The 21,282-nt window shown below is 61.6% G+C and carries 17 protein-coding genes, 1 tRNA gene and 1 pseudogene; 8 read left to right on the top strand and 11 right to left on the bottom strand.

Annotation, left to right across the window (positions count from 1 at the left end; translation table 11 throughout):
* Window positions 1-236: 236 nt before the first annotated feature.
* From MHX52_RS05295 to MHX52_RS05305, 3 genes are all read right to left on the bottom strand, one after another.
* Window positions 237-2,756, bottom strand: a complete 2,520-nt coding sequence (locus tag MHX52_RS05295; protein ID WP_239316972.1) for an esterase-like activity of phytase family protein — start codon at window positions 2,754-2,756, stop codon at window positions 237-239.
* A gap of 194 nt (window positions 2,757-2,950) precedes the next feature.
* Entirely contained in the window at window positions 2,951-5,329 is a 2,379-nt protein-coding gene (gene malP / locus MHX52_RS05300) for a maltodextrin phosphorylase MalP (RefSeq protein ID WP_239316975.1), read from the bottom strand.
* Window positions 5,330-5,385: 56 nt separating this feature from the next.
* A complete protein-coding gene (locus MHX52_RS05305; RefSeq protein WP_239316978.1) occupies window positions 5,386-6,543 on the bottom strand; it encodes a YihY/virulence factor BrkB family protein in 1,158 nt (385 codons plus the stop codon).
* A gap of 169 nt (window positions 6,544-6,712) precedes the next feature.
* On the opposite strand from MHX52_RS05305, the gene MHX52_RS05310 reads away from it, so the two are divergent.
* The 3 genes from MHX52_RS05310 (at window position 6,713) to MHX52_RS05320 (ending at window position 9,200) form a co-directional block, all read left to right on the top strand.
* Window positions 6,713-7,318 (top strand): HD domain-containing protein, encoded by a 606-nt coding sequence (locus tag MHX52_RS05310; protein ID WP_239316980.1) that lies wholly within the window; start codon window positions 6,713-6,715, stop codon window positions 7,316-7,318.
* A 111-nt stretch (window positions 7,319-7,429) separates the two neighbouring features.
* Window positions 7,430-7,502, top strand: a tRNA-Glu gene (locus tag MHX52_RS05315).
* Between the two features lie 168 nt (window positions 7,503-7,670).
* A complete protein-coding gene (locus MHX52_RS05320) occupies window positions 7,671-9,200 on the top strand; it encodes a peptide MFS transporter (protein WP_239316982.1) in 1,530 nt (509 codons plus the stop codon).
* Between the two features lie 30 nt (window positions 9,201-9,230).
* Here MHX52_RS05320 and MHX52_RS05325 read toward each other — a convergent pair whose 3' ends face one another.
* The 5 genes and pseudogenes from MHX52_RS05325 to MHX52_RS05345 form a co-directional block, all read right to left on the bottom strand.
* The gene (locus tag MHX52_RS05325) at window positions 9,231-10,322 is read right to left on the bottom strand and encodes a Xaa-Pro peptidase family protein (protein ID WP_239316984.1); all 1,092 of its coding nucleotides are present in this window, start codon (window positions 10,320-10,322) and stop codon (window positions 9,231-9,233) included.
* 85 nt (window positions 10,323-10,407) lie between these two features.
* Entirely contained in the window at window positions 10,408-11,001 is a 594-nt protein-coding gene (locus tag MHX52_RS05330; RefSeq protein WP_239316986.1) for a hypothetical protein, read from the bottom strand.
* Between the two features lie 35 nt (window positions 11,002-11,036).
* Window positions 11,037-12,152: pseudogene (locus tag MHX52_RS05335) on the bottom strand (DUF2075 domain-containing protein); the annotation flags it as partial.
* Window positions 12,153-12,164: 12 nt separating this feature from the next.
* On the bottom strand, window positions 12,165-12,848 hold the full coding sequence (locus MHX52_RS05340) for a GIY-YIG nuclease family protein (protein ID WP_239316990.1): 684 nt from the start codon (window positions 12,846-12,848) through the stop codon (window positions 12,165-12,167).
* A gap of 51 nt (window positions 12,849-12,899) precedes the next feature.
* Window positions 12,900-13,592: a DUF1707 domain-containing protein gene (locus MHX52_RS05345; RefSeq protein WP_239316992.1), complete on the bottom strand. Its 693-nt coding sequence runs from the start codon at window positions 13,590-13,592 to the stop codon at window positions 12,900-12,902.
* A gap of 249 nt (window positions 13,593-13,841) precedes the next feature.
* Here MHX52_RS05345 and MHX52_RS05350 point away from each other — a divergent pair, with 249 nt between their 5' ends.
* Window positions 13,842-14,012, top strand: a complete 171-nt coding sequence (locus tag MHX52_RS05350; RefSeq protein WP_239316994.1) for a hypothetical protein — start codon at window positions 13,842-13,844, stop codon at window positions 14,010-14,012.
* On the opposite strand, the gene MHX52_RS05355 is transcribed toward MHX52_RS05350, so the two are convergent.
* Window positions 14,009-14,437, bottom strand: a complete 429-nt coding sequence (locus tag MHX52_RS05355; RefSeq protein WP_239316997.1) for a carboxymuconolactone decarboxylase family protein — start codon at window positions 14,435-14,437, stop codon at window positions 14,009-14,011. The genes MHX52_RS05350 and MHX52_RS05355 overlap by 4 nt on opposite strands.
* Window positions 14,438-14,481: 44 nt before the next feature.
* On the bottom strand, window positions 14,482-15,216 hold the full coding sequence (locus MHX52_RS05360) for an IclR family transcriptional regulator (RefSeq protein WP_239316999.1): 735 nt from the start codon (window positions 15,214-15,216) through the stop codon (window positions 14,482-14,484).
* A 58-nt stretch (window positions 15,217-15,274) separates the two neighbouring features.
* Between MHX52_RS05360 and leuC the strand changes: the two genes are divergently transcribed.
* Both leuC and leuD read left to right on the top strand, forming a co-directional pair.
* On the top strand, window positions 15,275-16,696 hold the full coding sequence (gene leuC, locus MHX52_RS05365) for a 3-isopropylmalate dehydratase large subunit (RefSeq protein WP_239317001.1): 1,422 nt from the start codon (window positions 15,275-15,277) through the stop codon (window positions 16,694-16,696).
* Between the two features lie 105 nt (window positions 16,697-16,801).
* Window positions 16,802-17,398: a 3-isopropylmalate dehydratase small subunit gene (leuD, locus tag MHX52_RS05370; protein WP_070487715.1), complete on the top strand. Its 597-nt coding sequence runs from the start codon at window positions 16,802-16,804 to the stop codon at window positions 17,396-17,398.
* A gap of 23 nt (window positions 17,399-17,421) precedes the next feature.
* On the opposite strand, the gene MHX52_RS05375 is transcribed toward leuD, so the two are convergent.
* Entirely contained in the window at window positions 17,422-18,405 is a 984-nt protein-coding gene (locus tag MHX52_RS05375) for a bifunctional NUDIX hydrolase/histidine phosphatase family protein (RefSeq protein ID WP_255721422.1), read from the bottom strand.
* Between the two features lie 175 nt (window positions 18,406-18,580).
* Here MHX52_RS05375 and MHX52_RS05380 point away from each other — a divergent pair, with 175 nt between their 5' ends.
* Both MHX52_RS05380 and MHX52_RS05385 read left to right on the top strand, forming a co-directional pair.
* The gene (locus MHX52_RS05380) at window positions 18,581-19,579 is read left to right on the top strand and encodes an NAD(P)H-dependent glycerol-3-phosphate dehydrogenase (protein WP_049050423.1); all 999 of its coding nucleotides are present in this window, start codon (window positions 18,581-18,583) and stop codon (window positions 19,577-19,579) included.
* Between the two features lie 80 nt (window positions 19,580-19,659).
* Window positions 19,660-20,781, top strand: coding sequence for a D-alanine--D-alanine ligase family protein (locus MHX52_RS05385; RefSeq protein ID WP_239317005.1), 1,122 nt, complete (start codon window positions 19,660-19,662; stop codon window positions 20,779-20,781).
* The last annotated feature ends 501 nt before the right edge of the window (window positions 20,782-21,282 follow it).

The following is a 21,282-nucleotide window of genomic DNA, read 5'->3' on the forward strand; positions in this document are numbered from 1 at the left end:
AATGTGGCCGGAGGTGCGGGATGGTGTGGGTAATAGCTTTCGGGGAGCTATTCTTTGGTGATTTGTGGTGTGTGGTCTGGGGTTATGGTGGCATGCGGACACACTTTTCTTTACTTAACCCGGGGTAGCAGGGGAGGGGTAAGTAGTGGGGTGAATAGCCAAGGACGCCTTAGCCGCACGGCATGCGGCCTCGGGGAACAAAGGCTCCCCGATCCGCCAGCTGGCTTTGAGCCTCGCTACTTCACCTTGCCCAGGCGTAGGAAGACGGTCTCGCCGGTGGCATCCTCCAGCGCGTCATTATCCGTCACCGCGTACATCTGGCCATCCGCCGCGATGGTGAAGCCCTCCAGCTTCTCCTGCGTCCAGCCATTGGTGGCGCGTAGCTTCGGCAGCACGTCCACGGCTAGCTCCTTGTTCACCATCGGCAGCGCGAGACCGTTCGCGCTAGCGGCTGCACCCTCAGCACGGCCCTCAGGCAGCGTCACCTTCATTACGCGCTTGACCTTCGCATCCGGACCGTTCAGCTTATCGCGCTCGATCACCAGCAGGTGCTTATCATCCAATGCGGTGATCTCCGACAGGCCCATCCAGTCGCCTTTGCCGGCTGGCTTCTCCAGTTCGTAGCCAAACCACTGCCACTGCTTGGTCTTCGTGTTGTACTTGCCGATGCGCGTGGTGTTCTCACCTTCCTGCGCCTCGAGCTTCTTTGCCTCCGGGTCCTTCCACAGCGGCCGCTGCACGGCGACGAAGAGCTGTTCCACGCCGTTTTCGTCCTTTGTGGAACTGACGCCCTCTAGTCCCCACTTGCCGATGTGCTCAGCCACGTCGGCAGGTAGTTCGACCGCAGAGGTGATGTTGAGGTCTTTATCGGTGTGGAAGAGACGGTTATCCTTGCCTTTCTTGCCCTCGGAAGCGATCCAGAAGCCACCGTCGGCAGCCACGGAGATTCCCTCGATGTCCAGATCCTCAGCCGGGGCACCGTCGCGCTTCACGGCGCGGCGTTCGGTGATCACAGCCGGCTGCTTGGAGGCATCGATCGTGTAAACCCAGCCGTTCGCGTACGCGGAGTCGGAGGCCGCGTACAGGCGGTTGGCGTCCTTCGGATCGGCGGTCAGAGCGCCCAGCGCACCCCAGCCGATCGGCGCATCGCCCTGGTCGGCGGAAACAATGGAGGGCTGGGATTCCTCGCCACCGAGACGATATAGCGTCACCGCGCTACGCACGGCGTTGTCTGCCTCGTCGACCTCGCTGGATACAGCGAGCATGTTCCGCTCCGGGATCGGCAGGATTCCCTCCGGGCCATTGGTGGTGAACAGCATCTGCACGAACTGCGGGTTCGCCGGATCGTTGACGTTGTACACGGCAACGAAGTTGGAGCGCTCGGAGCCGACGAAGGCGTAGTTGGTGCCGTTCATCTTGGCGGTGGCGATGCCCTCGATCTCCACGCCCTTCTTCTTGGCGCGCTTGTTGTTGTGCAGGCCGTGGCGGATGGCCAGGTTCTCCACGGAGTTGCCGGCATCCCAGACGATCTTGCCGTTCGTATCGAAGACGGTCCAGCCGCGGGTGCCGCCCTTCCAGTCGCCCTCGTTGGCGGTGGCTACGTGGTTATCGTCGATCCACGCGATGGCATCCGGCTCGCGCGGGGTGGCGGGCAGAGTGTCGGTGGGGTTGATGAGCTTGTCGGACTTGGTGTCCACACCCTTGACCTCGGCGCTGCCTGCGCTGAACACGTTGGTGATGCGGTTGGTCTGCAGGTCGATGATGGCCACACCGTTGTTCTCCTGCAGGGTGACGGCCAGCTGGTTCTTGCCGTTGATGCTGACGTACTCCGGCTCCAGGTCCTCGGGGGTATCCAGCCCGGCCTTCTTTACTTCGTCCAGCAGCTTGCCATTTTCGTCCTCGAAGCGGATCGGGGTGGCCTTCCAGTCCTTGGCATCCCCGGACAGGTCGATGGTCTGCACAAAGCCGGTGGGCAGCTGCGGCAGGTTGCCGTCGTTTAGCTCCTCGTCGCGCTGGTTCTCCATGGCGATGGCGGCCTTGGGGCTACCCGGCGCGCCAGCGGGGGAGATGGCGATGGAGTCCGGCTGTCCCTGCAGGTCGATGGAGGAAACGCGGGTGCGGTCTGAGACCCGCACGATGTCCACGCGGCCCTTCGGGTGAGCGAAGTCCCCGCCCGTCTCGTCAACTACCACCAGCAGGTAATCGCCATACACGGCCACGGAGGTCGGCTCGTCCTTGGCGTGTCCCTGTGCCTTCAAGTCCAGGGTGCCCAGCCCCTTCGGAGCGTTCGGGTTGCTGATGTCGATGAAGCCGATGCGCTGTGCCAGGGCGTCCGTGTGGATAAGCGTCTTGCCGTCCTTGGAGACCGTGGAGATCTCCGCCACCGTCTCCGCGGACTTGTCCTCACCCTCGGGGCGGTTCTCGTACACCGGGTAGGTCGCAGTGCGCTCGAAAGTGGACTGTGCGTCCGGGGTGCCTGGCTTGCCCGGCTTGCCCGGCTGCAAGGAGCCAGCAGGTCCGCTGGAACCGATCGGGGTGGAACCGGTCACGGAAGACCCAGTAGAAGACCCGACCGAGGAGCCGAAGCTAGAGGATCCCAGGGTGGAGCCGATCACGGTCTCGGAGCCGACGGTCGCGTTGGCCGCGGGGACAGCGCTAAAGGGGATCACTGCCAGGGCTAGGGAAATGCCTGCCACCTTGCGCTGGGAGCGCCGAGCACGCTGGGATACCGAGATTTTGAGGTTGTTGAGCTGCATGGAAAGCTGCGCCTATCTACTGCGAAATGTGAATAAAACCACACATATATTTCCACCTCTTTTTTGCGTGCGGTTTAAGACAACATGACCGCCAGGTAAACACCTGGCGGTCACTCGTAGTCAACTGTGCGGGCCACTTCGCAGCACAGTCTCACTCAGCGCAGGCCCCTGCCGCTCAGCGCAGCGCAGTCCCGCTACTCGTCAATCGGCGCGGGCTCCAACTTCCAGACCTCCGTGGCGTAGTCGCGGATCGTGCGGTCGGAGGAGAAACGCCCGGATTCGCAAATGTTCACCCACGCCTTCTGCGCCCAGGCCAGTGGGTCTGCGGCGTAGTCGGCGGCCATGCGGTCGCGCACCTCGCGGTAGTCCGCGAAGTCGCCCAGCACGTAGTAGGTATCGGAGGCGCCCTCGCCGTAGCCGTGGATCAGTGATTGCTTTAGGTCGTAGAACCAGCCGGTGAACTCGTCGTGCAGGGTGCCGTTATCCAGCGCGTCCAGGGCGCGCTTCAGGCCGGGCACGGATTCGTACAGCTCGTAGGGCTTGTAGTCCGCGCGCAGCTCCGGCAGCTCCTCCTCGCGGGCGCCGAAGATGTAGGCGTTCTCTTCGCCAACGGAATCCACGATCTCCACGTTCGCGCCGTCCATGGTGCCCAGCGTCAGCGCGCCGTTCATCATGAACTTCATGTTGGAAGTACCCGATGCCTCCTTGCCCGCGGTAGAGATCTGCTCCGAAACATCGGAGGCCGGCAGGATGTGCTCGGCGGGGGAGACATTGTAGTTCTCCACGAACACGACCTTCAGCAGCGGGGAAACCACCGGATCGTTGTTCACCAGGTCTGCGATCGCGTTGATTAGCTTGATGATGGCCTTCGCCCGCGTGTAGCCCGGCGCGGCTTTCGCACCGAAGATGACGGTGCGCGGCGGCAGGTCGCGCTGGTGGTCCTCCTTGATGCGGAAGTACAGGTCCAGCACGTACAGGGCATTCAGCAGCTGGCGCTTGTACTCGTGCAGGCGCTTGATCTGTACGTCGAAGATGGAATCCGGGTCGATGACCACGCCCTGGCGCTCGGCGATCCACTCGGCGAAGTCGCGCTTGTTGGCGGCCTTGATTTCACGGAGCTCCTGCATGACGCTCTCGTCCGAGGCGTAGCTGCGCAGTTCCTTGAGGTTGTCGAGGTCGGTGACCCAGGCGTCACCACCCGAAAGACGAGTAAGCAGCGCAGACAGGCGAGGGTTAATCATCCGCAGCCAGCGGCGCGGCGTAACACCGTTGGTCTTGTTGTTGAACTTCTCTGGCCACAGCGCGTGCCAATCGGCGAGGGTTTCGCGCTTGATGATCTCCGTGTGCAGCGCGGCCACGCCATTGATGGAGTACGCGGCGTAGCAGGCGATCCACGCCATGTGCACCACACCGTGTTGGATCGGGGCCATTCTTTGGATGGTGACGCCATCAACGCCCTCCGCTGAGCGTTCGATGCGGAAGCGACGGTCGATCTCGGCGATGATCTCCCAGACACGCCAAAACAGCTGCTGGAAGATCTGCTGGTCCCACTGCTCCAGGGCTTCGGTGAGGACAGTGTGGTTGGTGTAGGCGAAGGTGTTGGAGACGATCTCCCAGGCTTCCTCCCAGCCCATGCCGTGCTCGTCCATTAGCAGGCGCATGAGCTCCGGGATGGCCAGCACCGGGTGGGTATCGTTCAGCTGCACGGAGTGGTATTCCGCGAAGTTCTTCAGATCACCGTGGTGGGCCAGGTGGCTGCGGATCATCGCCTGCAGGGAGGCGGAGGTGAAGAAGTACTGCTGGCGCACGCGCAGCTTCTTGCCCTCGTAGGTTGTGTCGTTCGGGTAGAGCACACGGCAGATGTCGCTGACGCGCTCGCGCTCGATGATGGCATCGGTGAAGCGCTGGGAGTTGAAAGCGTCGTAGTCGAACTCCTCCCACGGCTCGGATTTCCACAGGCGCAGGGTGCCCACGTTGTGAGTGCCGTAGCCAGTGATGGGCATGTCGTAGGGGATCGCGCGGACCTTCATGTCGTCGAAGTGCACGACCAGCTGGTCGGAGGCCCGGCGGATGGTGAAGGGGTATTCCTCCTCGCGCCACGGGTCCGGGCGCTCCACCTGGAAGCCGTTGTCGAAGGACTGGCGGAACAGGCCGTAGCGGTAGAGGATGCCGTAGCCGGTGACGGGGTAATCCTGGGTGACGGCGGAATCCAGGAAGCAGGCGGCCAGACGGCCCAGGCCACCGTTGCCCAGGGCAGCATCGTTTTCCACTTCCAGGACGTCGGTGAGCTCGTGGCCGAGCTCGCGGGCAGCGGCCTGGGCTTCTTCCACCAGGCCGAGGTTGGTGAGGTTGTTCAGCAGCGCGCGGCCCATGAGGAACTCCGCGGAGAAGTAGTGCTGCTGGCGGGTGGCGTTGTAGGTCTGGCGGGTGCGTTCCCAATCGTCGGCGATGCGCTCCTGGATGTTGCGGGACAGTCCCGTCCAGAACTTGCGGGTGGAAGCGTGCTCGGGGCTGGTGCCGGCGGCGGCGCGGACATGGCCGCCGACGGTGGTGGAGTTCAGATCGTGGCTCATAGGTACTGATTCTATGGTGCCGGCGGGGAACTCGCTGGTCGGGCGAGGGGTGGGGGTTAGGGTTCTTTGGACTGTTCTTTTGACGCCGATTCGTTTCGCAGCTGTGAGGCCTGTTCCTCGATGCGATCGTGGAGTTGGCTGAAGCCCTCCACCGCAGCGGAGGAGCGGGGTGGTACCTGGATGATGCGCTCGGAGTTCATGCCGGCTTGCAGCTCGCGCGTGCGGGCGATCTCCGCATCCAGCTTCACGCCGAGGAGTAGCAGGGAGTTGCTTACCACCAAGCCGGTGAGGCCGACGATGATGCCACCCAGCGCGCCGTAGAGGCCCACGGCACCGAAGTTATTCAGATAAACCTGCAGAAGCAGGCCCACGATGGTGATGCTGATTAGTGCGAACGTGGAGCCTACCGTCAGCCAGCGGATGCGCCCGAAGCGCACGTTGGGGGCGCCGTTATAGAGGATGGCGATGAGTATCACCGCGACCAAGAAGATTACCGGCCAGCGGACGTACTGCCAGATCGGCAGGAAGTGCTCCAGGACGAAAGTAGTGAAGCCCTGCCAGTTCAGGGGCTCGGCGATCTTGTCCAGCAGGGGCCGGGCAATGTCCTCGCGCAGGAAGTATGCGCCCGCGATGAAGACCAGTCCGATTACCAAGACCACGGTGATTCCCCACATAGCTGCCCAGGTTCTGACGAGGCTGCGGCCTTCGCGCCGCCCGTACATTTCGTTGGCCATACGGGAAAACGCGCGGACGTATGCGGAAGAAGAGAACAGGGCGAACAGCACGCTGATCACCAACATGGTGATGGATTGTTCCGTGGAGCCGATGACCGTGTTGACCACGGTCTGTGCATTGCTTTGGAAGTTATCGGGAATGTTCTCCGCGATGAACTCGTCGGTGAGGGACGTGACTTGGTCGCGGTTCTGATCGAGCACCAGCGTGGTGATTGCGTAGAAGGCCAGCAGGGTTGGCAGCCCGGTGAGCAGGGTGAAGAAGCTCAGCGTGGCGCCCTTGTCGAATAGTGCGTTGAAGAAGATCTCAAAGTAGAGGCGCTTGGCGATCACCTTCCACGTGGAGGGATCCAGCCAGCGGTGCTCCCGCACTACCTCTGTGTGATACGTCCCGGAAGGAAGCTCCGGAGTCACCTGCCCACCGAGGGTGGGAACGATGCGTTCGTCGGTGGGGTGCTCGTCCGGGGATTCTTCAACACTCATCAGCTATTGAAGATACCTGGTGATAGGCGTTTTTGTGGCAGGCCGGGGCGTGGGGGCGTCACAAAGAAATCGAACAGGGATACGCGCCGGGCGAGGGGTTGTCCGAGTGCCTCCATATAGTCATGAGTGTTCCCGGGAAGTGCCGGGCTGATTGGACAGGAGATCGACGATGACCGACGCAACTACTCGCGCAGAAGTGGGCGCACAGCTGCTGGATGTGGCGACCTCGCCGCGACTGCTGAGCGCCATCAACGTGGCGGCGTACGCGCACCGCAACCACACCCGCAAGGGCACTGACATTCCGTATGTCTCTCACGTTTTCGGCGTGATGCACCTGGCCAGCATGGTCACGGATGATGAGGACGTGCTGATCGCTGCGCTGTTCCACGACATTTTGGAGGACGTGCCGGAGGAGTACTCCGAGGCGCAGATGCGGGAGGAATTCGGCGACCGCGTAGTGGAGCTGGTGCTGGGAGTGACGAAGGACGACAGCATCACTGACTGGCAGGAACGCTCCGATGCTTACCTGGCGCACCTTTCCGGCGCCGATGAGGGCTCCGTGATTGTTTCTGTTGCTGACAAGCTGCACAACTTGCTGTCGATCCTGGCCGACCATTCCGAGATCGGCGACGAGCTGTGGGGTCGTTTCAACTCCGGTAAGGACAAGCAGCAGTGGTGGTACGGCGCGGTGAGCGAGGTGGCGGCCAAGCGGATTCCGGACAACCCGTTGGTCGCGGTGCTGGAAGAGAAGGTCGCGGAACTGCGTGCGCTGTAGGTGTTGCTCCGGCGTGGCCATAAAATGCCGCGCCACCTGCGGATTAGGTGGGAAAAGGAACTACTGTGTAGAGTTACCTTTCGTTCGCAAGTAACGCAACGCACGAACGATGCCCCGTTCGTCTAGCGGCCTAGGACGCCGGCCTCTCACGCCGGTAACACGGGTTCAAATCCCGTACGGGGTACAAAATTTTTTCAGCACGGCTTTCGGGCCGTGCTTTTTCTTTTCTTGCTACTTGGTCTGCCCTACTGGGTCTGACACTGTGCCTGAGCTAGCCGCCAAATCCCACCAATCTACAGAAAACTCAGCGAATAGCTTCGTTTATCCGCGATGGGTGTGATGGAATTAACGAATGACTTCTCAACCGAACCCGGAGGATTCTCCCGCACCAGACGGAGCCTCCACAGCAACCGCGCATTCTTCTAGCGCGCACCAGAACGAACGGACTTTCTTCGGCCACCCCTTCGGCCTAGCTAACCTCTCCGGCGTGGAGATGTGGGAGCGCTTCAGCTTCTACGGCCTCCAGGCACTACTTGCCTTCTACCTCTACTACTCCGTGGCTGACGGTGGCCTTGGCATGGACAAGAGCACCGCGACCTCCATCGTCGGCGCCTACGGTGGCTTGGTGTACCTCACCGGTGTGGCCGGCGCGTGGGTTGCCGACCGCATCCTATCGGCAGAACGCACCCTGTACTACTCGGCGGTGCTGGTCATGCTCGGTCACATCAGCCTGGCACTTATGCCGGGCTACATTGGCGTGATCCTGGGCCTGGTGTTCATTGCCGTTGGCTCCGGTGCCCTCAAGACGACCTCGCAGGTGGTTCTGGGCGACCTCTACGACCGCGATGATCCCCGCCGCGACGGTGGCTTCTCCATCTACTACATGGGAGTGAACATCGGTGGCCTGCTTGGTCCGCTGATCACCAACGCTTTGTGGGGCTGGAAGGGCTTCCACTGGGGCTTCGGCGCCGCCGCCCTGATGATGGCCATCGGCCTGGTGCAGTACACCCTCTTGCGTAAGCAGACCATTCAGGACGCGGGCCACGAGGTTGTTAACCCGCTGCCGCGTAAGAAGTACCTCCCGGTATTCATTGGTGCTGCTGCAGCGATCGTTGTTTTCGTGCTGCTGTTTGTCACCGGGGTGCTGAAGGTTGGTCAGCTGTCCAACGTGACCGCGCTCCTGGCCGCCATCATTGCCGTTGTGCTGTGGGTGCAGATGTACCGTTCCAAGCTGGTCACGGACGTCGAGCGTTCCCGCCTGGTCGGTTTTATCCCCATGTTCGTGGCTTCCGTGGCGTTCTGGTCGCTATTCCAGCAGCAGTTCACCGTGATTGCTGTGTACTCCGACGAGCGCCTGAACCGCAATCTCTTCGGCATGGAGATTCCTCCGGGCGTGGTGCAGTCCATCAACCCGCTGTTCATCATCCTGTTCGCTGCCGTGTTCGGCGCGATGTGGACGAAGCTGGGGGACAAGCAGCCTTCCTACGCAGCGAAGTTCTCTATGGCACTGGTTGTGATCGGTGGAGCACTGCTGCTGTTCCTCCCGTTCGCCGGTGGCGGAGCTAACTCCACTCCGATGTGGGCCATGGTGCTGATCCTGTTCCTGTTCACCATGGGCGAGCTGATGCTGAGCCCCGTGGGCAACTCCATGGCTACCCGCTTGGCCCCGAAGGCATTCCCCACCCGTATGTTCGGCTTGTGGTTGCTGTCGATCAGCTTGGGCACGTCCCTTTCCGGCAGCCTGGCGGCTTTCTACAACCCGGAGGATGGCTCCGCGGAGCGGATCTACTTCATCGCGATGTTCGCGGTGATGGTCGGCCTGGGTGCAGTCATGTTCCTGGCCCGCAAGTGGATCCTCAAGCTGTTTGTGGATGTCCGCTAAACCCAGCTGGCTATCCAGCTAGGCTTTCTCTCACCCCACGCGCACAAGCTCGTGGGGTGTTGTGTTGATGGGCTCTACCTTTTCTGACGCCACGATCACAATGTCTTCGATACGTGCGCCCCACTGACCGGGGATGTAGATGCCGGGTTCGATGGAGAAGGCCATGCCCTCTTCAATCACAAAGTCGTTACCGGCGATGATGTACGGCTCTTCGTGGCAGGAAAGCCCGATGCCGTGGCCGGTGCGGTGGATGTAGTACTCGCCGTAGCCGGCCTCCTCGATGATGTCGCGGACGACCTTATCCACCTCGCCTGCCGTGACACCGGGCTTGGCGAACTCCAGCCCGGCCTCCTGGGCGCGCTGCAGCACGTCGTAGATCTTCTGCTGCTCGTCGGTAGGCTCGCCGACGACGTAGGTGCGGGTGCAGTCCGAGTGGTAGCCGCTGGCCAGGGTGCCGCCGATGTCGACGACCACTACGTCGCCGGACTCGATAACGCGGTCGGAGTGGTCGTGGTGCGGGTCGGCGCCGTGCGGGCCGGAGCCGACGATGATGAAGTCCACGACCTCATGCTCTTCGAGGATCAGGCGTTCCAGTTCCTTGGCCACGTCGTTTTCGGTTACGCCTGCGCGCAGCAGGTTCGGAACCTGGCGGTGGACTGCGTCGATGGCGGCACTTGCCCGGCGCAGCTCTGCAAGCTCTTCGTCGTCCTTGCGGATGAACGCCTGAGCGAGCACCTGGGTGGCGTTGACGGTGGAGATGCTGCGGGACTGCAGCTCCAGCAGGTGGTCGGCGGTCATTGCAGCGCTGACAGCGTAGGAGCCTTCGGCGATATAGCCATAGGGGTCTTCGCCGTCGTTCCACCCGATGATCTCCACGCCGAGTTTGCCGGCGACGGATTTCTTCAGGTCAGCGACATCCACGCCGGGAACGATGATACGGGTGGCGTCCTTAGTAAGAACCAGAGCCGTGAACCGCTCGTGGGTGCTGATCTGCGACGAGATCAGGTACTCCATGTCCGGACCGGGGGTGGCGATCACGCCGTCCAGGCCAGCCTGTGTGGCGATGTCGCGGACGGTGGAGAGACGCTTGCTAAACGTTTCGGTTGGGAAGAATTCACTCATGGCACCCAGGGTACGCCTTGGGGGTTTGGGGGAGTGGTGGGGTGGTTCGGGCAGCCGACGGGGTGTGGGTCGGTTGGCGGGGCGACTATCCGTTGCAGTTGGGGCCTTCGGCGAGGACGATGTTCGGTACGCCCAGTTCGCGCAAGTAACGCTCCGTGTAACAGGGACCGAAGCCGTTATCGTACTCGCTGTCCTGGGGGACTAACTCCCAACCATGTTCCTTGAACGTATAGAGTCCGAGGCCACCCGTACCGTAGGTGCCGACGATTGCCCACGTTCCATCGCAATACTTTGCAGTTTCCGTACCGACGTCATCCATCGTTAGCTCATCTGGGTGACGCCAGATGCATTCGCCTTTTGCTTGCTTCTTCGGTTGCTTGAAGGGGATGGACGGCTCGCCGGCATCTGAAGCGGGTGCCGAGGAACCGAGGGTGGGGTTGGGCTTGCGCTTCTTGGGCCCGCTGGATTCTTCGGTGGATTCGGTGGTTTCCGAAACTTCCGCGTCTTTCTGATCGTTGGTTTCTGAGGAGGCTGCGGACGTGGTGGAGTCCTCTGCGACGGCTTCTGTTGCATCGCCTTCGTCATCCGAACATGATGCGAGAGCGAAGGGGAGTAGGCCAGCGAAAACAAGGGCGCCGATTCGTCGGCGGAGGCGTGGGGAGTGCGCAGTGAGATTCATGAATCTGATTCTTTCAGATTCTCCAAGGAAATCTCTTAGCTACGCGAAGAATTCTGAGCTTCTAGAAGAGCGTTGCGAAGTTCCTCATCGCATGCGTAGACGAAAAGGCCGTGCACACCGCGCGTCATCAGTACGTAGAGCTGGTTCCACAGGAGCGTATCGGACAGTGCCTCCTTACCGGAGCCATCGCTCATTGTCCGCTTATTCGTTGCAGCCCTAAAGAAACTCTCGTCCGGCGAGATTTTAATCTGTCCGTCGCGGAGCTTTACCGACGGTCCGATAATGACGCCAACGTAGTTGAGATCGAAGCCTTGAATTGTATAGACGGAACCAACCTCGCCAATAGTCTGAGGTTGTTCTGCCCAGGCAAGCTTCTTCCGCCTAGTTGCAGTGTCAATGGTGATTTCCCTGTTCCAAGGCATAAAGAAGTCACCGATGGAGACTCCCCAAGAACCACCGTTTTCTGGCTGTCTAGCGGCGTTATACGGCCAGTCATAAGTCGCCACCATTCTGCTTAAGCCACGATCCGTGTTGGAGGCTTTCTTGTTGACTGCGGTCCGCATAGCTTCGACATCTGCAAAGAATTCAACGTGATACCCCTTAGAATCCCGATGATGTGTATCTAGGCTCAGACCATCAATCTTCCGTTCTTCGAAGAAAGTCTCAAACCATTTAAGAGTGCTTTGGGAAGCAGACATCCGCATCTGATTCTTTAAGAGAATCTTTGAACGCTTCTCCTCAGGCACAAGTTCTTGGGGTTCCTTTTCCCACCACTGGTTTGCCTGCAAAACCTGCCGCGCATCGTAAACAGCAACGGTGACCTTTGCCCGTTTGATGATGTCTAACAGTTGGTTTTCGCCTCGGTAACTCTGTTTGCCTTGTGTCCACAACAAGTGCGCCTCGTCGATCAGCGCCAGATCAACCTTCTCACCGAGTGGAGTCTGGTTGATGAACTTAGTCGGCTTCAAGACCCGTTCATTGCTCTTCGAGTGGAGCCCCAGCTTTTCAGCGATCTGAGTGTAGACATTCACCTGTTCGTCGTGATTGACGATCAGGTAGGCATCCAGCTGATGCTCGCCACCGTCTTTCGTGGTTACAGGGTTTTGCATAATGTCGTAAAACAGGCTGCTCAGAAGCACCGTCTTGCCGGCACCAGCCTCGCCCTAAACCATGACAAGATTGCCTCGCGAGTCTGCATGGATTTTTTCGTAGAGGACTTCCATGATCTCGCGCTTTGCCTTAACTTGCTCCTCGGTCAAGCTGTGGAAAGGGGAGGCTTTATACAGTGCGGAATCGTAGATTTTCTCCAGCTCTGGAAACAGGTTCGAATCAATCGTTTGGAGCTGTTCCCAGATTTCGTGGAATACCTCGTTGAACCGCTCTTTAGTGTAGTAATCCAACTGGTCGTTGCTACGCCGGTTCTCGAGCTTTTTTACCGTCTCTACGCTCGACAGCATCAGCATTAGACGGTTCTCGACGTCCAAAGTCAATGATTTATTGAATAATCCATGTCCCAGAACTATGAGATCGCTGTTTTTAGAATTCTTGAGCTTCGTCCAGGCTGTATCGTCTTTCCTGGTATTTTTCAGGTGCGAGGTTGTGCGCTGCACAATATCAGTGGTCTCGCCCACGTAGGCGGTGTACTGCTTAGTATTGCTGTTTTGCTCGTCTTTGATGACATAAACGACCGGAAAATTGTAAAGAAGATCTTCGTCGGTTTTGATGTCTTGATCTCTGTAGGCACCGACACGGTCATTCTCTTCGCGAAAGTCCTTTAGCTCCTGTACCCCGGCTTCGCTGAAAGAAACTATTTTGGTGGTAGCTCTAGTGTCAGATTGATTACGCAATTCGTTGCTCTTTTGGATGGGGTCGTCTCGATAATCCTGTCGAAGTCTTCCCTAACCCCGCACTACCTTCACTGTCACACCGCCGAAAATCGACAGCCCGCGGATCAGCAGCAGGGGAGCGTCCTCCGGCAAACTGTTCGGGTGGATCGCGCCGTTCTCCACCACCAGCTCGTTGCCGCCGAAAATGCCCAGGCCGCCCATATCAACGCGCACGCCCTCCGGCACCAGCACATCTGCACCGCCAAAGCAGCTATTCAGCCACAGCGTGGTCACCGGATCGCTAAACCGGCAATCCCGCAGGTCAAAGTCCGAACCGCCGAAAATATTGAAGTTCCAGTGAGCCTTCGGCACCTGCCACGCTGCCTTCGTCACTCCGCCGAATATCGCCAGGCTGAAACCTGTCTCGGAGCCCCCGCCAGTCACCAGCGACCGCGACCGCGCAAGTACCATCTCACGGTGGCGTTGGGCGTCCGAAGCCTGGTGAGCAGCCCACTCCGCGTCACTCGGCGCGCGGTGCGCAACCGCAGTGCTCGCGCCAGGTCCAAAGAGCAACCCCGCAGGCTCATCCACCAAATCATCCAGCAAGTCCACCAACTCGCTACGCTGGGTAGCAGCATGCGCCTTGCCCGACCGCTCGTCGAACTCCGTGAGGGTCAACTGCCCATCGGCCATGGCACCGGACAGCACCTCCACAGCGGCGGATCGTTCCTGGTCGGTGCAGCGCTTGTCTTTGTACTCGCTCATGGTTTTACCCTACTAAAGGAGTCCCCCATTCTCTCTCCATATCGCGTAAACCTGGACTGGCTCTGGGGCACCCCACCCGGCAATGACGGCACGCCCGCCACTGTTCGCGCCACTCTTTTTGGTCATGACGCCCACACTTCAGCCGAAGCCTGGCTCCGTACCCTCTCTGCGGATGAGGACGGCCGGCGGGGCGAAGGAGGCTGGGGCGCCGAGCTGGTCAACCCCGACGACACGACTAGCCCGGCGCTGGTGGACATCACCTCCGCCGGTGAGGATGTGGCCGACGGAATCGAGGACGGCACGCAGAATCTCTATGAGTTCCTGGCCGATCGTGTGGCCAGTGCCGAGCGCGAGGAGGCTAGCGAAACCCCCGGTGCCAGCGAGCTAACCGTGGAGTGGCGCGAGCTACCGCGTACTTAATCCTCCAGCGGGCCGAGCTCCGCGACCAGAACCTCCTGGGCCACCTTCATCGCCGACAGGGCAGCGGGTGCGCCGCAGTAGCCGGAAGCGTGGATGATCGCCTCCGTGATCTCCGTGCGAGTCAGGCCGTTCTCTAGCGCCCCGCGGACGTGTCCGCGCAGCTCCTCGGTCGCCCGCAGCGCCACCAGCATGCCGATGTTCAGCAGGCTGCGGTCGCGGCGGGCCAGCCCGTCGCGGGTCCACACGGAACCCCAGACGGTCTCGGTGACGTGCTTCTGCAGTGCCTCGCCATCGGAGCCCGCGTTACGCTCGAGAGCGGCATCTACGAATGCGTCACCCATGACTTCCCGGCGGACCTGAATGCCCGCCTCAAAACGCTTGTCGTCAGTAGCCGGATTCTGGTTTGCAGCGTTTTCGCTGGTCATGGTTGGGATTCTCCTAAGGTATTGGGGTTCTAAAAATTTTTCTTCTACTTCCGCAGCAGGTTCTCCAGTTGGCGGGCGGATTCCTTCAGATCCGCGCCGAACTTCTCTGCCGGGTGCTCGCCCATGCGGGCAACCGGCCCGGAGATAGACAGGCAGGCAATCACCGTTCGGTTCTGCGCGTCCGCCCCGAAGACCGGCACGGAGGCCGAAGCCAGGGAAGGGTCGCGCTCGGCGGAGGATTCCGCGATCCCCTCGGCGGCGATCTTCTCTAAGTCCTCGCGCGTGTACGCGGCATCCGGCAGCACCTGGTTCTGGAATGCTTCTGGCGCATAGGCAATCAGCAGCTTGGCCGCGGAGCCCGCGGTCAACGTCATCCGATGGCCCACCGGCACCGTATCCCGCAGGCCGGTGGCGGGCTCGGCGTTGGCGATGCACACGCGCTCCATCCCGGAGAGGCGGTATAGCTGCACGGACTCGCCGGTCTTTGCCATGAGGTCAGGCAGGATGAACTCTGCGGCGTCCTCAAGACGAGAAGAGGTAGACGGCGCCATCTCGGACAGGGCGGGTCCAGTGACCCACGCTCCGTCCACCCCGCGCTCGATCAACCTGTGCTTCTCCAGCGCGACGGCGATACGGTGCGCCGTGGCGCGTGGCAAGCCGGTGATGGCGCACAGATCGGAAAGGTTGCGAGGTTCTGCTGCGATGACCGTTAGAATGAAAATCGCACGGTCCAAAACTTGAATACCGCTCGTTGCGGGAATTTCCGTATTGTGTCCCATGATTTGATACTATACATTCCATCCAGTGGAACTGTATAGCGGACACAGAGGAGAGACCGTGACGAACCAACCCCTAACCCTCGCGGAGAAAGTCTGGCGCGACCACATCGTTGCAGCCGGAGAAAACGGCGGCCCCGACCTGCTGTACATCGACCTGCACCTGGTGCACGAGGTTACCTCGCCCCAGGCATTCGACGGCCTGCGCCAGGCCGGCCGCAAGGTCCGCCGTCCGGACCTGACCATCGCCACCGAGGACCACAACGTCCCCACCGTCGGCGTGAAGACCGGCGACCTGCAGGAAATTCAGGAGCCCACCAGCCGCCTGCAGGTATCCACCCTGCGCGACAACGCCAAAGAGTTCGGCATTCGCCTGCACTCCATGGGCGACATTGAACAGGGCATCGTCCACACCGTTGGCCCCCAGCTGGGCCTGACCCAGCCCGGCATGACGGTCGTCTGCGGCGACTCGCACACCTCCACCCACGGCGCCTTCGGCTCCATCGCCATGGGCATCGGCACCAGCGAGGTCGAGCACGTGCTGGCCACCCAGACCCTGCCGCTGAAGCCCTTCAAGACCATGGCCATCGAGGTTTCCGGCGAACTGCAGCCGGGCGTGACCTCCAAGGATCTGATCTTGGCCATCATCGCCAAGATCGGCACCGGCGGCGGCCAGGGACACATCATCGAGTACCGCGGCGAGGCCATCGAGAAGCTGTCCATGGAAGCCCGCATGACCATGTGCAACATGTCCATCGAGGCCGGCGCCCGCGCGGGCATGATCGCCCCCGACCAGACCACCTTCGACTACCTCGAAGGGCGCCCGCACGCGCCGAAGGGCGAGGACTGGGACGCAGCCGTGGAGTACTGGAAGTCCCTGCGCACCGACGACGACGCGCAATTCGACACCGTCGTGCACATCGATGGCTCCGCCCTGACTCCTTTCGTCACCTGGGGTACCAACCCCGGCCAGGGCCTGCCGCTGGCGGAATCCATCCCGCAGCTGGAGGACTTCACCAACGACAACGACCGCCTCGCCGCCGAGCGCGCCATGGAGTACATGGACCTCAAGCCCGGCACCCCGCTGCGCGACATCAAGATCGACACGGTCTTCCTCGGCTCCTGCACCAACTCCCGCATCGAGGATCTGCGCGCCGCCGCGGAGGTCGTCAAGGGTCGCACTGTCGCCGAGGGCACGCGCATGATCGTTGTTCCTTCCTCCACGCGGGTGAAGATGCAAGCGGAAGAAGAGGGGCTCGATCAAATCTTTATTGACGCCGGGGCGGAGTGGCGCACCGCAGGTTGCTCCATGTGCCTAGGCATGAACCCGGATCAGCTTGCCCCGGGCGAGCGTTCGGCCTCCACCTCCAACCGAAACTTCGAAGGCCGCCAGGGCAAGGGCGGGCGCACCCACCTGGTTTCCCCGCCAGTTGCCGCCGCCACCGCCGTGACGGGCCACCTTGCAGGCCCGGCGGATCTGTAAACCGACCGCTAGATACCCGCACAAGACCCGCCTAAAAATTTTTTCGAGCCTCCCCGCCAGCGCCCTAAACGGCAGGTGGGGGAGCAGAAAGCAGAAGAGAACATCATGGAAAAGTTCAACACACACACTGGCGTGGCGGCACCGCTGAACCGCTCTAACGTCGACACCGACCAGATCATCCCCGCCGTCTACCTGAAGCGCGTGACCCGCACCGGCTTCGAGGACGGCCTGTTCGCCGGCTGGCGCAAAGACCCGGAGTTCGTCCTGAACCAGGAGCCCTACAAGAACGCCTCCGTGCTGGTGGCAGGCCCGGACTTCGGCACCGGCTCCTCCCGCGAGCACGCCGTCTGGGCGCTGATGGATTACGGCTTCCGCGTGGTTCTATCCTCCCGCTTTGCCGACATCTTCCGCGGCAACTCCGGCAAGGCAGGCCTGCTGGCCGCCCAGATGGAACAAAGCGACATCGAGCTGATCTGGAAGCTGCTGGAACAGCAGCCGGGCGCGGAAATCACCGTGAACCTGGAAGATCGCACCGTCACCCTGGGCACCCACACTTTCGGCTTCGACGTGGACGACTACACCCGTTGGCGCCTGATGGAGGGTCTGGACGACATCGGCCTGACCCTGCGCAACGAAGAGGCCATCCAGGCCTTCGAATCCCAGCGCGCCAGCTTCAAGCCGCGCACCATTCCCGCCAGCTAGCGGCGCCGGGGGGGGCGAGGCGCTTACTTAACGGACAGCGGGCTGGCCAGGTAGTCCAGCCCCAGCAGCTTATCCCCGGCGAAGTGCAGCACCCAGGTGCTGGACTTCTTCACGCGCATATCCTCAATCTCCACGTCGTGCTCGCCCGCAATGCGGGCCAGCACACCAGGGATCACCGTGCCTTGGGCAACAACCATGGACACAGGTGCGGCCGTGGCGGCGTGGAACGCATCCACCGCTGCATCCGCATCGGCAGCCCAGCCGGCATCGCCCAGGTTGGCGTCAAAAGTAACTTCCAACCCTAAGTCCTGAGCAATCGGCGCGGCCGTGTGCTCGCAACGCACCGGCACGGCCGAAGAAATCGTCTCCGGGCGGTAGCCCGACAGCTCAGAGACCAGCAGCTCCGCCTGGCGGCGGCCCTTCTTACTCAAGGGGCGCAGATCATCGTCGCCGGCCCACCCCTCGCGGGCATGCGCCTTCGCGTGGCGAACGTACAGCACGCGGCGGTCACAACCCAGCTTCAGCACGCCCATTGCGGCATCCACGACCTTCAGGTCGGCCTCGTAGCTCAGCAGCTCCTTGGCCTCTTCTGGGGATACCCAGCGCAGCTCATCGGATTCATCGTTGGGCTCGAACTCGCCGGACAAGTGCTGGGCAGTCCAGTAATAAACCACCTTTGTGCGCGAACCGACAGGGTAGTGGACATAACCCAGAACCCAGCCCAGTCGCACGCTGAAGCCGGTCTCCTCCCAGATCTCGCGCATGGCGGTACCGGGAAGATTCTCGCCGGGGTCGACCTTGCCCTTCGGCAGCGACCAGTCGTCGTAACGGGGACGGTGGATGATCGCGATCTCCACGTCCGTGGACTCGGGGGAGTTAGGGGTGGAGGCGGCGGCGTCCGAAGAAAAGCGCCAAATAACCGCGCCCGCGGCGAAGGTCGGGCGGGCGAACTCCTCGCTGGGGCGGGATCCGATGCGGGTCACGTGGCCCTGATCGTGCCGCGACATGGCCAGGGACGTAGAAAGATCGCCAGTTCCTGTGTGAGTGATCACTTTTAAAGGGATCCCTTTCGATAGACTATTGCCGACAATCGTATAACGAACCCAAAAGTTATACCGAACTCAGGCAGACAAGTAGGCACGCAGTATAGGCGTACAGCGCAAGCGGGAAGGCGACAAGCAGATGGTGCAAGTAGCAGTGATGGGCGCGGGCTCCTGGGGCACGACGGTTGCCAAGGTTTTTGCTGACGCCGGTAACGAGGTCCGCCTCTGGGCGCGCCGCGCCGAGGTCGCAGAGGACGTGCGCGACAATCACCGAAACAGCGCCTACCTGGGGGACATCGAACTGCCAGCCGCGATGACCGGCACAACTGATCCGGCCGAGGCACTGAACGGCGCGGAGATCGTGGTGCTGGGAGTTCCCTCGCAGTCGCTGCGCGAGAACCTGCAGAACTGGAAGGACCTCATCGGCCCAGATGCTTCTCTGGTGAGCCTGGCCAAGGGCATCGAACACTCCAGCGGCCTGCGGATGAGCCAGCTGATCTCCGAGGTCGCGGAAGTGCCCAGCGAGCGCGTGGCCGTGCTGACCGGCCCGAACCTGGCCCGCGAAGTGGCCCAGGGCCAACCCGCCGCGACCGTCGTGGCCTGCACCGACATGGACCGCGCGAAGCTGATCCAGGCGGCCGTGGCTGCACCTTACTTCCGCCCGTACACCAACACAGACGTCATCGGCTGTGAAATCGCCGGCACCTGCAAAAACGTCATCGCCCTGGCGGCGGGCATCGCCGCGGGCATGGGATTCGGCGACAACACCGCCGCCACCGTGATCACCCGCGGGCTGGCGGAAACGACCCGCCTGGCGCTGAAAGTTGGCGCCGATGCGCGCACGCTCAGCGGCCTGGCTGGCATGGGAGACCTGGTTGCCACGTGTACCTCCACGCTGTCGCGCAACCGCCGCTTCGGGGAGCACCTGGGTAAGGGAGAGACACTGGAACAGGCCGCCGCGTCGACCAAGGGACAAGTTGCCGAAGGCGTGGTGAGCAGCCAGTCCGTGCAGGAACTGGCGGAGAAGGTCGGCGTGGAAATGCCCATCACCGACGCAGTCGTGGGAGTCTGCCACGAAGGTGCCGACGTGCAGCAGGTAATGATGGGACTGCTCGGGCGCAGCAAGAAGGCCGAGTAGGCCCAAGCGGACTGGGAGTTCGGTTGAAGGGGCGGGGCGGTGGGGATGTGGCGTCCTAAAAACGGCTAAGGTAAAAAGCCGTGAGTAACGAAGCCAAGAAGCACGCACGCACCACCGTCGCCGTCCTGTACGGTGGCCAGTCGACCGAGCACTCCGTATCCTGCATCAGTGCGGGAGCGGTGATCGACCACCTGGATACGGAGATCTACGACGTGGTTCCCGTGGGGATCACCGAAGCCGGCGCATGGGTGCCCGGGACGACCGACACCTCGCAGCTGCGCGCCGACGGGCGGGACATGCCGCGCGTGGAAGACGGGGGCGTGCACGTGCAGCTGACGTTCGGCGGGGCTGGCACGGACGGCTCTGCGGGCTCTGGTGCGGCGGGCGAGATGCGCTACGTGACCGGACCACAGGCAGGCGAAGTGTTTGCGCAGGTGGACGTTGTTTTCCCAGTGCTGCACGGCATGAACGGCGAGGACGGCACCGTGCAGGGCGTGCTGGATCTGGCTGGCGTGCGGTACGTCGGCAACGGCGTGCTGGCCTCGGCGGCGGGCATGGACAAGGACTTCACCAAGCGGCTGGCGCGCGAGGCTGGCATCCCGGTGGGCGAGGAGCTGATCCTGTCCCAGCCCCGCGAGCTGACCGTGGAGGAGAAGGAACGACTGGGGCTGCCCGTGTTCGTGAAGCCGGCGCGCGGCGGATCCAGCATCGGCATCTCCAAGGTGGACAGCTGGGAGGAGTTCGACGCCGCCATTGATTTGGCTTTCTCCCACGACAACAAGGTGATCGTGGAGGCCATGATCCACGGCGCCGAGGTTGAGTGCGGTGTGTTGCAGCACGCGGATGGCTCGATCGTGTCTTCTGTTCCGGCGATGCTAAATGGCACTGAGGATGGTGCCGAAGGGTTCTATGGTTTCGACGCCAAGTATGTCGACTCCACCGTTTCCGCCACCATCCCGGCGCCGCTACCTGCGGAGACGATCAAGGAGATCCGTCAACTGGCCATTCGCACATTCAACGCGCTGGGGTGCGACGGCATCGCGCGCGTGGACTTCTTTGCGACGGAAAACGGGCCCGTGCTGAATGAGATCAACACGATGCCTGGGTTTACGCCGATCTCGATGTATCCGAAGATGTTTGCCGCTGACGGCGTGAGCTTCGGCGACCTGGTCAGCGCGCTGATCGCCCGCGCCCTGGCCTAGATCGGTTGCTGGCTCTGGCTGGCTGCACCCTGGCTGTAGCTGGTTGGCCGCGGCCTGCGAATGTCGCTAGAACGGGAATCCGTTATTGCTACCAGTTTTCTTTAACCTAAACCTGCAGGTCAGGCGCTCGCGATAATTTGCGAGACTTCGGTCGCGGCGACGTATTCCCGTTCTAACGACATTCGGTGCCGGGGTGTGCCTATTCTTTCGCCAGCTGCGGGGATGGATTCCCGTTCTGACGACATCGGGGACTGGGATGTGCCTATCTTCAGCCTGCGTGAGGGGAAATGTCGGCAAAGTTGCTGTTGTTTGGGGGTGCGTAGGGCTGAAATGTCGGAAAAGCTGCAATTTGTTACTGGTGCACATTTTCAATAGTGTAAACATGCAGGTCAGAAGCTTTTTGTTCGCAAGGGGTGAGAGTAGCGTTTTGACGTTTTGCAACTTTTCCGACATTTGGCACTGACGGCATGGTGTGAGTGAGGCTCCTGTTGCAGGTGGGAA

The organism is Corynebacterium sp. ACRQJ (assembly GCF_022346045.1).
Classification (GTDB): Bacteria; Actinomycetota; Actinomycetes; order Mycobacteriales; family Mycobacteriaceae; genus Corynebacterium; species Corynebacterium evansiae.